This is a genomic window from Rhodopseudomonas sp. BR0G17, assembly GCF_010907025.1.
GTDB classification, from domain to species: domain Bacteria; phylum Pseudomonadota; class Alphaproteobacteria; order Rhizobiales; family Xanthobacteraceae; genus Rhodopseudomonas; species Rhodopseudomonas palustris_H.
The window spans coordinates 356035-368680 of the sequence record NZ_QUML01000001.1; the positions used below are offsets into that span (position 1 = coordinate 356035).

Genomic DNA, 12646 nt, shown 5'->3' on the forward strand with positions numbered 1-12646 from the left:
TGGACTCCTGTGAGGCTTAGAGCTGGGCCTTGAAGTAGATGCGCGCCGAAGCGGACAGCGCTTGGAAGAAGGCGGGATGACCCGCTGTGCCGCCGCTGATCGTGAACTGGAGCTGGGCGACGTCGGGGCTCGAAACGTACGCAGCGAGCGCAGAGATCACGAGAGCGGAAGCTGCAGGATCGTCCGCCTGGAAATGGGACGGTGAGCTGATCGATACTGCAGGCCCGGCGCGCATCGGATCTCCGAGCGGGATCACAGTCCTAAAAATCGTCGGACTGAAGATGAAGCCGAGGCTCAAGTACATCGTGCCGGGAAGATTGATGCCGGTGGTCCGCAAATAGCGCTTGCAAAGCCCCATCTCATCCTGGGCCGAGCGAACCGCAAAAGGCGTAGGTGCGAGCCCCGCCTCGAGCTGGGCCTTGCCGATGTCCAATGTGACGTTCTGGGCCTGCGCCGAGTCCGTCCAAAACAGGACCGCAATGTTCGCCGCCGCGCTGCTCACCGTGCCCGCAAGCGAGATCGAGGCAGCGGTGTTTGCCGTGAGGGTGATTGACCCGGAGGCGGTTATCACCGTCGAGGTCGCGGTGAAGAAATTCCCGGGCGAAAAGATCGAGCTGGTCCAGTCGTTGACGAAATCCTTGGTCGGGACGTCGGCGGTCCCCGTCCATTCGATGATAGCAAAGCGGAGAGTAGTCGCCGCCGACATCCGCACGCGTGCTGACAGGACCACCGACTGGCCGCGCAGATCCGTGCAATTTACGGCTTCGATCACCTGGGCGAGGCCGAACCGCTGCGCGGTCGCGTTGGCTTGGGTCAACCTCATCATGAACGGTGTGCCGTCTTCGACGTTCACCAGAGCAGAAGCGGTCACGCCGGCGCTCTGCGTGAGGCCGTACCATTGATCCCAAGCGTAACTGCCGTCGGTGATGGCGGCCGCGCCCGAGTTCTCCAGCTGCCAGATCTGACCGCTGGGGTTGATCAGCCGGTTGTGCAGCCCCGGATTGCCCGCCCCGGCATTCGCACGCGCCCTCGCCTGTTGCGCGGAGCTGAGCGCCTGCGCCGCGTCGTACCGGAGCAGCGTCATCACAGTGCTCGCCATCGAGCCGCCGTCGAATGTGAGCGCGCCCGACTGCCCGCCGAGAGAAGCGACGCCGGCAACAGCGGCGGCAACGGCATTCTGGACGAACGCCGTCGAAGCGGCTTTGGTGCTGCTGTCGCCCAGCGTCTGGGTGCCGACCACCGGATTGACCAGCGTCGGGCCATTGGCGAACACAAGACTGCCGGTGCCCGTTTCGTCGGACATCACGCCGGCGAGTTCTGCCGAGCTCGTAGCAGCGAACGCAGAGAGCTTGTTGCTGAGGTAGGCGACCGTTCCGCCCGCCCCAAAGGCGACCGAGCTTCCATCGGTGCCGTTCAAGGTCAGCGAATTGTTCGCCACCAGCGTCTTTGCGGCCGCAATCGTCAGAGTCCCGGTGGTGCTGGTGATGGTGAGACCGTTGATCGTCTTACCGGTCAGCGCTTGCACGTCGCTGGTGCCGACGATCGCACCTCCGGGCAACGCCTTCCCGCTGTCCTGAAGCACCGTGCCGCCGGTGCCGTTGAACGTCGGGATGTTCCCCGACACCGACGACGCCGGGCCGGTGACAGCACCGACCAAATTGGCTTGCACGATGTTCCACTGCGCGCCGACTGCCGCCTGCGTCCCCGACGCCGTGCCGTCGGTGAGGCACATCAGAGTGTCGCCGTTCTCGACGCTTACGCCGGAGGCACCGCCGATCTTGCCGCCGACGCTCACCTTGTAGGTCCAGCCTCGATCGGCCGCGGGATAGTTGGGGTTGGCCGAGCAGTCGATGCTCCCCTTGAACACCATCGCGTCGTTGGCGGCGATCAGCTGGTCAGCGTAGGCCTTCACCGCAGCCTGCGTCGGGATCCGGGTCGAACTGTTCGCGGCGAGCGCGCTATCATTGTCGACCACATTGGCGGCGAACATCGCGGCCGTGAGGTTCGAGATCGTGTTTGCCGATGCGTTGATGGTCTTATTGGTCAGTGTCGCAACAGCTGCGTTCTTGGTCGCGTCCGAGGTGTTGTCGACATTGCCGAGTCCGACATCGCCCTTCACGATGCCCGTCGGCGACGAGATCGCCGGTCCGGTGAAGCTACCGCCGGTTACAGTCTTGCCGGTGAAAACCAGCGACGCAGGTAGGGACAGCGTCGGGTCGCCGGCCGCGCCGCTGCCGTTGCTCACCGAGATCTCGTTCGCGGTGCCCGTCAATGTGCGTTTGACGAAGCTGTCGGCAGAAGTCTCGACCAGTAGTCCGGCGCTCGCATCGAGCGCAGCGAGCGCCGTCAACGTGGCGTCCTTCGGCTGCACCGGGGCGAGGAAGTCGGTCACCAGGATGCTACGCACGGTGTCGCCGTCGAGCAGCAGCTTATCACCCGCTGCCGGCGAGGTGACGGCGGGTTCGTCCTTGGGGCGGATCGTGGCCATCGCTCAGGCTCCGGCGAACAGAAGGAAATTGCAGACGATGGTGTGCTGCACCAGCGAGAACGGATTGCCGCCCCCGCCTTGCGGGTCACCGGCGAAGCTGAAGGACGAACCGTTGATCGTTAAGACCTGGGGGGAACCTGGGTAGGACGAGGAATATGCTCCCGCGTCGAACAGGAGTGTTCCACGATCGTTGATTGCAGCGAACGAAGCGCTGCCGCCGATCCTTCCGCTGGGCGTGTAGGGCGGCAGGTGGGACAAACCGATGACGCCCCACTGCGCGCCGCCAGTGGCGCCAATCTTGGTGGCGTCGCCCCCGAAATAGCCGGCGGACAACCGGCCTGCCGCTGCGCCGCCCATATTGTCCCTGCCCGCGAGCACGCGGCCGCGCAGGTCGCCGATACCGAACGTAAGCGCGCCGTCGCCGTTGTTGTAAAACGTGTTCCCGGCTGCGATTTCGGCCTGGGCCAAAGCCCACAGCTCCGGATAGGCCGCGCGGCTGAGGGTCTGTCCGGCGGGGATGACCGTCAGCGGCAAAACGGTCGACGTGGTGACCGGGATCAGTTCACCGATGAACCTGCCACCGCTCTTGAGCCCAGCGCCGGAGAATTCCGCCACCTTGGCGCCGTTGACGCTGACGCCGATCCCGTCCGGGGTCTTGTAAAAGCCGGTACCGGGCCCTGTTGCCCAGGTCAGCCCCGGCAGGCTTTCGGTGCCAGCAACGAGCTTCATCGGACCGGTCATCGGCGCCGAACCGTTCTTCGTCAGTCGGCCGTTCACACCATCGGCGAGATCTTCCAGAGCCGGATTGTGCTGGCTCGGCAAGATCGGCGTACCGGTGATGGCCAGATACCCCGGCGGTAGCGCGTAATTGCCGTTTGCGTCTGTGGGCATGGGTGCTCCAAGTGTCAGGCTGGAACGGGTGAAAAACGGGATGTCCACACGCGCTGAGAGCGCAGATTTGGAACAAAACCGGAATCGCGCTATGGGTGCCGGGCTATGACCCGCTGCAAGCTCTCGACCGGTCTTTTGCTGCTGATCGCGCTCGCGGTCTCGCAGGCCTATTGGTCAGCAGCACGCGCCGATGAAGTCGGCCGGTACCAGCTTGCTCAAGGAACCTATAAGTTCATCAACCTAAAGGGCGAAGCGTTCACCGAGTCGGTGATCTTCAAAATCGATACCGCTACGGGGAAGACCTGGACCGCCAGTGTGATCCAGGTCTGCGCTAGCGGACCATTGAGTTGCCGACAGATCTCACAGTGGTCGGAGTTCGAAGGCGAGGTGAAGTTGCCTCCACCAGGCTCGACAGGCCGATGACCCGTCCCGAGCTGATCATCGCGTCCGCCCTGCTCATCGCGTTCGTCGTCTTCATGCGATGGGCGCTCTCTGGCGTTCTGGAGACGTTCGGGTTCGAAACTTTCATGGCCGTCTGTGGCAGCGGCATCATCGTGGTTCTCACCATCGCTTACGTCGTAGATCGTCGGCGAGGACATTTGCCGCACTGGCTGCAGCCAAAAGACCGGCATCCACCGTCCCGCGACTGACATTGACGTTCTGACCCCGGCGCCGCATCGCGTCCGCGATCGCTTTGACCGCCTTCTCACGCTCGGCCCCCTGCTCCGACAGGATGCGGGCGAGCTCTGAGCCTGCACGAATTCTGTGCTCGCCGGCGGCGACAGCGCCGATCTTGTTCGCGCCCAGCTTCAACCCGGTTGTCAGCATGCCAGCAAGCGTGCTGTTGGGCGAAAACACGTCGCCCGGCTTGAGCACTGTCGGGTCGAGCGCTTCTTTCGCACTGAGCCGCTGCGCGGTCTGGCTGTTGCGCACGATGTCGTTGAAGCTCTCGCGGAACAGAGCGTTTCGGTCGACGGTGTCGAGCAGATCCCGGGTTGCCTCCTCGCCATGAACGGTCGCGAGCTTCTGCGCGTTCCAGGAGCCCTCGCCGCGCAACGCGTCCCGCAGTCCGACCAGGTTGTTTGCCTTGGTGCCGATCAGGCGCTCGATCTCGGCGCGGGAGCCCTTGTTGAGCGCGATCCGCTCGCCCGCCTCGAGCTGCTCGAACTCGTCGAGGAAGCGCCCGGGCGACGGCGTCGTCTTCTGATCGCCGAGATAACCGGTCCCGGTCTTGACCGCGTCCGCACGCCGCGCCAAGCGCGACGATACGGCGTTCGCCTGCGCGTAGCCAGGCACCTGGTTTTCCAGCGCCTCGTTGAGCAGAAAGCGGAAATGCTTCAGCGCGTGCTGCTGGTTCTGCAGCCCGCCCTGCGGCACGCCAAGGGCCGGCGCCTGGTGCTCGATCAGGCCGTCGAGCGCCACCTTGGCCTTGTGCAGCACTGTCGGATCATTTTGGCTGACGTACACCTTGTCGAAGGCAAGGTCGCCGTTGCTGTTGAGAGCCTGTTTGCCCGTCCAGGGATCGATCCGCGGCCGCATCTCTTCGACCACCAGCATTTTGCGCAGGTTGGTCAGCGCCTTCTGCTCGAGATCGACGGACTGGTGAATTGCATCGTCTAGTTCAGTGAGGATAGGCGCCGTCTTGACCGAGCGGACGCGCTCGAGCACGCGCGGGTAGTTGATGCCATCCACCATGCTCCGGTAGTCGAGGATGTTCTTGGTCGCGGTGGCGGCGTCCTCGCCCGGGCCGAGGATCCGATCGACGTCGTCGCGGATCCGCGTGTTGGTCAGATCGTCACGCGCCTGCAACCGAGCAGACGTCAACGCCCGAGCCTCGGGCGCCAGCAGGTTAGCGCCCTGGGCCACACCCTTCAGCGACTGCCCAGCGTCCAGCAGCATCGCCTCCGGCCCCAACCGGTCCAACTCAGCGCGAACCGCCGGGATACCGCCATCGGCCTCGATCGCCCGCGCCAGATGGCCGGTCGCCGCCCGCGTCATGCCATCGGCGCGGCCGCGCAGGGCATCGGCGACGCTGCGGACACCCCACCCGACCGCCTGACCGGCGCCTGGAAGGGTCGCACCTATCAGGCCTCCAAATCCGCCGCCGATCGCCGCGTCCTTCGCGGTCTGCGGGATGTCGGTCCAGTCCTTACTGGAGAGCCCGCCTTGCACTGCGCCGATCGCGCCACCGGCGCCGGCACCCAACAGCGACTTGGCGACAATTCCGGCCCCCTTTGAAGCGGCCCCGATGGCGCCGATCGGCGCCACCGCGCCGCCGACCAGGCCGGACGCGATCGCCGCGGCGGGATGGTCGCGCTCATAGCTGGCGGTCTCGGCCTGCTCCCGCTTGAGGTTGTCGCCGTAGGAGCCGTTGCCGATGATCGCGTCCATGCCGGCGCGCGCGCGATCGCCGAGGCCGAGCAGGATGCCGTTCTCCAGTATGCGCGTCGGCGCGTGCACGGCCTCGCGGATCCGCTGCAGCACGCCCGGATTGCTGGTGGTCGGCGCCGGTTCGGGCGCCGCCGGGGCTTCCTGCGGCACAGCAGCGGCGGACGAAGGCACGGCGGCCGCCGCCTCGCTCGGCTGCGCCGGCGCCGCCTCGGCAGGCTGCGCGCTACCCAGCGACTTGGCGATCTCCTCCACGGTGGCGTTCTGCTGCTCGGGCGACAGCTGCAGGAAGCTGTCGTCGACGCGGATCTTCCGCCCTTCGATGTTGAGCGTCGGCATTTATTCCACGCTCCACTTGATGCCGCTCTTGGTGGCGCCGGCCGGCGGCGCGCCCGGCTGCGGCACCCGGACGCCGAAGAGCGCGCGCTCGCGCTTGTTGGCGACGGGATCCGGATAGATCGCGTCGAGCTGCTCTTGGTGATCCTGCAGACGTGCCACTGAGGCCCGCTCCATGATGTCCAGCAGCCGCTTGATCGAGCCCTCGTCGAGGGTGATCGAGCCGCCGGCCGCGCGCTCGGCGAACTCGCGATCACTGTTGGAAATGTTGGCCGTGCCCACCGTGTTCTTGAGCACCGAGGAGACCTGCGGCGCGATCGCTGCGCGGAACGTCTCGGTGTTCTGGATCGCCGCCGGATCTGAGACCCCGAAGGCAGCGCCGATCTTCTGCAGCATCAGGCGACCATCGGCGCCGGCGCCGGTGATCACCCCGCCCTTGCCCTCGAGCTGCGCCCGCGCGTTCCGCAAGCCGGCAAGGCCCTCGGCCGTTGCCCGGGCGGTTTTGGTGCGCTCGTCCATCGCATCGAAGATCTGCTTGTCCGAGCCGCCGCCGGCATTGGTGGTGACGTTACCGACATTGACGGCCCCCGCCCGCGCCTTCGCGGTCGCCCAGGTGTCGTAGGACATCGGCTCCGTGCGATCACCCACCGGTTTGAAATTCTTCTTGTAGTATTCGTACTCGCGAACGCTCGAAGGCTCCGCCTCGGGCTTGTCGGCCTTCAGAGCAACCGTACGCTGGCCGTTCTGCTTGTTGACGTTCCAGATGTTACCCGCCGCATCCGTCTCCTGAACGAACTGCTCGCGCGGCTTCATCTGGGATACGAGCGCGCTCGCGAGTGCCGGCGGCGTATAGGGGTTGGATAGCACCCGGACGACCTGCTCGATCGACGGCGACACGGCAGCCGCCCGCGGCGTCGCCTGGGCGACGGTTGCGTTCACCGGGGTGATCCCGGCAGTGCCGCTGGCGGCCGCTGCAGGGCCGCTGGAGGCCGTTGCGGGATCCTGGACCGTTGTGCCGGCCGGAGCGAACGGCAGCGCCGACGCCACGCGAACGGGCGCCGCGGGGGCGGCATCGTCCGGGGAATAGAACACGTGGTCGCCGATCGTGGTGCTCTCGCCCTTCGCCCAGGCCGGCATCGCGCGCCCGAGGGCAGCCTGCGCCTTCGGCGCCACGAAATGGGTTGCTCCCTCGGTCGGGTCCTCGCCGAAATACGCGGCATCCAAGGCCTTCCCTGCCGCGATGTAGCGCGGATCGTTTGTCGAGATCGCCGCCATGCGGTCCCGGCCGGCCTGGGTGTTCCAGGGTTCGAAGGCGTACGGCTTCTGGATCACGCCCGGCAGGGTGTCTCCGCCATAGCCACCGTCGACCGCCCGATTGCGCATCACCGCTGCCACCGCCGTCTGCCCAGCAGGAGGCTGATCGCCGGCCTCCGCAATCATGGTGCGGATCGCCATGTCGCGATCGGCGCCGGACGGCGGATCAAGCGGGCTCGGTTCGTCGGCATTGTAGATCTTGCCGCTGGTGTCGATCGGCGCCGCGACAGGCGAGGCCGCTGTCGCAGCAGCGGGCGCCGCGACCGTCGGCGCTCCGGTCACCGAGCCACCGTTTTGCCCCCGCAAAAGCTGTGTGATCTCGGTGATCGCGTCCTTGCGGGCTTGCTCTTCCTCGCGATCGGCAGCACCAGCCTGCCAGCCGCCGAGCAGCGCTTGCGCCACGCGCGCCGCGCCCTGCCAAGGCGACTTGATCGGGCTGTAATCGGTGCCCTGGGCGAGCATCGCCTCGGCGAGCTTGCGCCGGCCGGCGACCTGGCCGGGCGTGAGCTGGGCTCCGCCTTCACCCCAAACGAACGGCGTGCTGACATCGAGCGCCATGGCGGTCAGCCTCCCAGCATTCCGTAATCGACCATCTTGAAGCCGCTCGGGTGCATAAGCACCGCCTCGGGCATCACCCGTTCAACTTCGTCAGCCATGACGCCACGCTCGCGCCGGCCGAAGATCGTGTACTCGTACACCGGCAGCCCGCCGAGCCGATCACCGGTCGGGACGATGTTCGACTTCAGGCGACGGTCCGAGAAGAACGCGGCAAGACTGCCAGCCTTTCCTGCGCCCTGCAGCAGACCGCCACCGAGCGCACCGGCGAGGCCGAACATGCCGCCCATCGCGGCGTTCTGATTGCCGACCTGCGTGTTGTATTGGCTGGTGGCAGCATTGTAGTTGTTGTTGACCATGCCGGAGTAGTCCACGCCGCCGACGCCCGTCGTTGGCGTCGAGGTGAAGGACGGATTCGACACCTGCGATCCGGACAGAAGCGCGGTGATCTCGTTGATCGGCGCGTTGCGCTCCGCCTGCACCTCGGTGTCGGCCAGCTGGCGCCCGCTCAACAGCAGCTGGTTGTAGGCGTCGTTCCTGCCCTGGCCGAATTGCGTCATCTCGGCATTCCACGCCGCCGAGCCCGGCTGGATGCCCTGGTTCGCGAGCCGCGTACGCAGCGCGTCCTCGTCGCGGGCGAACTTCGGATCGAGCCGAGCCGAGCCGAGCTCCATGATACGCGCCTCGGTGGCCTCGTTGCCGAGCTTCAGGTTGCTCCCCAGCAGGGTTCCGATCTTTGCCGATTGGTCGACGCCGATCTGGCCGAGGTTCGCCTTGGTCTTGTTGGTGAGGTCGAGCAGCTGCTGCTGCGCCGGCGTGAGCGACGTCGTCGCCGTGAACCGCGGCACCGTATAGGTCTTGCCGTCGGCGCCGGTGAAGCTGGTGCTGCCGTTCTGGCTGTAGGTCAGCGAGCCGTTCGGGCCGACCTGGTCGACCATGTTCAGCAGCTGCTGGGTGGTCGCGGTGTTCTGGTTGATCTGGCCCTGCGCTTCGGCAGTTTTGACCGGATCGGGCGCGACGGGCGCCTGCGGAGTGTCCTTGCCCATTATTTGCCCCTGTTGAAGCGGCTCGCGCGCCATTCGTCGTCGCCGAGTGTGAGGATGTGCTCGGCTTCGTCGCGACCGAGGAGTCTCGGGATTACGTACTCAGTGAAGCCGTAGGCGCGCGCGATCCGCAGCATGCTCGTGTTGCGCTCGGAAACGCGAAGCACCACCAGCTGGCAGCCGAACACGTCGAACGGGATCTCGAACATCGCGCGCAGCACCGGGCGCGTCAGCCATCGCTTGTCGACCGCAGCGGCGCTCAATTCCATCACGCCGGAGCGGGGATAGAAGTGGTGATACAAAACGCCGGCGATCACGAAACCCGCATCGCAGACCGCCAGCGAGCAGAAGTCACGAAAGCGACCACGCTCGCCGTACACCAGCTCCGACACGAAATTCCCGACAGCCTCGTTGAAGGCCGCATTATGCTTGCTATCTGCGAACTGGACAGTGATCACGAGCCGATGTCGCCTTGATCGTACGTCATATCGATCCGAATGATTTCGACATCGGGCGGCACGGATTTGCCGCTGGTGATCTGCGCCGCCGGCGCGATCGCGTAACCACTTCCGCCGACCGATTGCCAGCGCTGGAAGGTGTTTCTCACCGCGGGCTCACTCCAAAGACTCGTGCCCCAGATCGCGCTTCCCCAGTTGTTGCCCGCACCGACGATCAGATCATCGGGAGACGAAGGCAGATTGACCGAATAGTCCGACTGCAATGACAGCCGCGGCACCACCTCATAGGGAGCCATCAGCGTGGCGCGCATGGTCAGCGATGTCTTGAGCGAGGCCGGCGCCTTCAACGAGTCCATCAGAGGCACCACAACGGCGGTGTAGGAGGATCCGCGATCGGCGCCCGTCACCTCTCCCTCGATGATCAGCCCCTCACGCGATCCGAACAACAACCGATCGCGGAACACCTCGACGCACGTCCCGTCCCATCCGGTGTAACGCCCCCACGCGCCGGTGCGAGCATTGGCGCAGAACATCGCCGGCGATCCGCCGATCGGCGTTGGCGGAGCGACTACGACCATATGCCCCGTCGGCCACACCGCGCAGTGCCAGTTTCCCGTGGCGGAGGTCTCAGCAACCTTCTCGTTCCAGGCCATTTCGATCGGGTACGAGACAGCCGACGGCGAGAGTGCGGTGAAGTCCCGCTGGACCGCCTGGGTGAGCGGAACGAACCCGACGTCGGTACCGATCACCAGGTCACCGCCGGCGCGGATGAAGGCCTTCGGCCCCAACGGGCGCCCAATTCGATACACGCCGACCTTAGACCAAGTCGAAGCGTTCGCTGGATCGGTACCCTGGAAAACCGCAACCTCACCTTCGGTGGTGACGAATACGCATTGCTCAGACAGGCCGCCGGCGCCGCTCTCCAGCGACCAAGACGCGCCATAGAGGAGCGATCCGCCACGTTCAAAGACGCCACCGAACGGCAGCTCGACAGCGGCACCCCCGATGCTATCCGCCGGAAGGTAGTAGGCACTCAGGGAGCCGCCTTTGATGAAGAAGAGGCGTCGCCGGAAGATCCAGACGTGGGACAGCAAGGCGGGATCGACACCGGTGATCGCCGGCGACGTCGACCAGTTCGCACCGTCGAACACCAGCGGTGTATCGACGCCGTTCACCGCCCGAAGAAAGACGCCGCCAGGGGTCGCAAATTGCACGACCGACCACTGACCTCCGAGCAGCTCGTCGACGTCCGGCGTAGGGACCGAAAGCCGCGAAAGAAAAGCCCGGCCCTGATCGTCGACCAGAGTGGTTCCGTTGTGATCAACGAGCACCTCATTCTCGGGCAACACCGGGCTGCTGATGTCGTAAATCGCGGTCGCGGTTGCGGCGAACAGCTTGGCATTGAGGCCGTTGATGTAGGACCACATCGACACCACCGGCTGGCTGCCGTCGACGCCGATCTGGGCAAAGGATTGCGACCCCCTTCGCATCCGCACACCGGTTGCCTCAGGAAAAAAGTTGTCGAGCACGAAAGCACCGGAGACTTTCGATCCGTCCGGCAGCCTGGCGCCAGGAGTCGCAAGGTTCTGGTTGCGGATCCAGCCGCCCACCGGCGCCGGAAATGTCGCCGACTTGGCAACTCGCGGCTTGCTTTTGGTCAGCGCTGCGGGGCGGCGCATCGTCAGGATCCAAGCGTGCCCGGGAACGCCGGCGAAACGCCGGTGGGGAGCCGCGTGCGGCCAACGACCAGCATCTGCGAGCCCTTGTCCGCCGTAATCGCCCGCTGCAGCGCAATCTCGTAGTTCGTCATGTCCTCCGAGTATTCGAGGCGCTTCTGCGACCGCCACCGCCAGATCAGCCCGAGCTCGAGCAGCCGCTGCGGCAGCACGAACTCGTCTGTGTCTGCGGTGAAGGCCGGCTTTGCTGTGCCGCTGGCATCGGTGACGATCCCGTTGCGGATGTAGTAGTAGAGCGCCGCCTCGCCGATCGGCATCGGCGGATTGATCTGCAGCTTGCCGTCGAGCAGGATCCACTGGCCCGGGGCACCGATCAGCGGGTACTGCAGAAAGTAGAGCCACTCGTCGAGATCCCGCGCGAGCCGGAAGTTCGCCGTCTTCCAATGCCGCGAATGGACCTTCTGCTTCTTCGGCATCCGGCCGTAGTCGTCGGCAAGAGCGTGGGCAATGCTCGTCCCGTCGCCCTCGATCGTATGCAGCTCCGTAAGCAACCGCCAATCGTGCGCCTCGGCGATCTCTCGCGCGACGTCGGTCGCCAGCTCCGCCAGCTCCAGCGCGAACGGATCAGACGTCGAGAACAGGCTGCCGGGCTTTTGGCCCAGCAGCCGGAGCCCAGCCGTTTGCGCTGCAGCCAGCACGGTCATGTCAGGCCGCCTGGTCCGACGCGGTGGCTAGCTCGGTGGCACGCTCGATCAGGCGCTTACGGCCGGTGTTCGGCGGCATCGCGGTCCCGGAGGCCTCCTTGATGTAGGCATGCAGCTCGGCGTCGGTGCAGTCCTCGATCGACTTGTCGTTGCCGTCGTTGCCGTGCTCGGCCTGCGGCGAAGCGCCAGCGGCGGCATCGCTGCGGCTGCTGTTGCGCAGCGCCAAGTCGGCCTGCAGCGCTTCGATGGTCTCCCGCATCTTCTCGATCTGCGCGGCCATCGAAACGACGTCGGCCGAGCCGGCAGCGTTCTCGAGGTAGGCCACCGCCTGGTTCTTCAGCTCGCGGCCGCCCATGCCCAGCATCTTGAGATTGGGACCGTCGACCGCCGCAAGGGCCTCGATCGAGTGGACGTTGAGGGCGCGGAGCTCGCGGCGCTTGGCCTCGGTGAGGAACGGCGCCTCGGTGAGCGGCGTGCCCGAAACGGCCTGCTGTTCCTGCGATTTGAAGCGGCGATACTGCTCGGAATAGACTTCGGCGTAGCTGACCGGGAAGCCCTTTTCGCGGGTGGCGTTCGGCTCCGCTTCCAGCGCCGGGAAGACGCAGACGCGCTTAGTGTCGCCGGCGAAGGCGATCACGCAGATCTCGACGTCGTCGAAGATCGGCCGGCTCGCCTTCAGCGACTTGCCTTCGTTGAGAACAGCGTGATTGGCGAAGGTGACGACGGTCAGGTCCTCGGTGCGCGATTGCGCCATGGTGTGTCCTTTCTGAGAGGGTGCAAAGTCAGGGGAAAG

Annotated in this window: 10 protein-coding genes; 1 reads left to right on the forward strand and 9 read right to left on the reverse strand. The window is 65.7% G+C overall.

The features are described from left to right. Window positions 1-16: 16 nt before the first annotated feature. Window positions 17-2392 carry a hypothetical protein gene (locus tag DY467_RS01735; RefSeq protein ID WP_164633789.1) on the reverse strand — a complete coding sequence of 792 codons (2376 nt, stop codon included), beginning with the start codon at window positions 2390-2392 and terminating at the stop codon, window positions 17-19. A gap of 99 nt (window positions 2393-2491) precedes the next feature. Further along, window positions 2492-3379, reverse strand: coding sequence for a phage tail protein (locus DY467_RS01740; RefSeq protein WP_164633790.1), 888 nt, complete (start codon window positions 3377-3379; stop codon window positions 2492-2494). Between the two features lie 105 nt (window positions 3380-3484). Between DY467_RS01740 and DY467_RS01745 the strand changes: the two genes are divergently transcribed. Then, the gene (locus tag DY467_RS01745) at window positions 3485-3802 is read left to right on the forward strand and encodes a hypothetical protein (RefSeq protein ID WP_164633791.1); all 318 of its coding nucleotides are present in this window, start codon (window positions 3485-3487) and stop codon (window positions 3800-3802) included. Window positions 3803-3940: 138 nt separating this feature from the next. Here the strand turns inward: DY467_RS01745 and DY467_RS01750 are convergent, their stop codons facing one another. The 7 genes from DY467_RS01750 to DY467_RS01780 all read right to left on the reverse strand — a co-directional run bounded on the left by DY467_RS01750 (window position 3941) and on the right by DY467_RS01780 (window position 12607). After that, complete coding sequence (locus DY467_RS01750) at window positions 3941-6106, reverse strand: hypothetical protein (RefSeq protein ID WP_164633792.1); 2166 nt, start codon at window positions 6104-6106, stop codon at window positions 3941-3943. Further along, window positions 6107-7879 carry a cell wall hydrolase gene (locus tag DY467_RS01755; RefSeq protein WP_205501921.1) on the reverse strand — a complete coding sequence of 591 codons (1773 nt, stop codon included), beginning with the start codon at window positions 7877-7879 and terminating at the stop codon, window positions 6107-6109. Between the two features lie 101 nt (window positions 7880-7980). Beyond that, a complete protein-coding gene (locus tag DY467_RS01760; RefSeq protein ID WP_164633794.1) occupies window positions 7981-9018 on the reverse strand; it encodes a tail fiber domain-containing protein in 1038 nt (345 codons plus the stop codon). Then, the gene (locus DY467_RS01765) at window positions 9018-9407 is read right to left on the reverse strand and encodes a GNAT family protein (RefSeq protein WP_349627593.1); all 390 of its coding nucleotides are present in this window, start codon (window positions 9405-9407) and stop codon (window positions 9018-9020) included. Before DY467_RS01765 ends, DY467_RS01760 begins: the two co-directional genes overlap by 1 nt. A gap of 62 nt (window positions 9408-9469) precedes the next feature. Then, entirely contained in the window at window positions 9470-11152 is a 1683-nt protein-coding gene (locus DY467_RS01770; RefSeq protein WP_164633795.1) for a hypothetical protein, read from the reverse strand. A gap of 2 nt (window positions 11153-11154) precedes the next feature. Continuing rightward, a complete protein-coding gene (locus tag DY467_RS01775; protein ID WP_164633796.1) occupies window positions 11155-11853 on the reverse strand; it encodes a hypothetical protein in 699 nt (232 codons plus the stop codon). Between the two features lies 1 nt (window position 11854). Beyond that, a complete protein-coding gene (locus DY467_RS01780) occupies window positions 11855-12607 on the reverse strand; it encodes a hypothetical protein (protein WP_164633797.1) in 753 nt (250 codons plus the stop codon). Window positions 12608-12646: the final 39 nt, after the last annotated feature.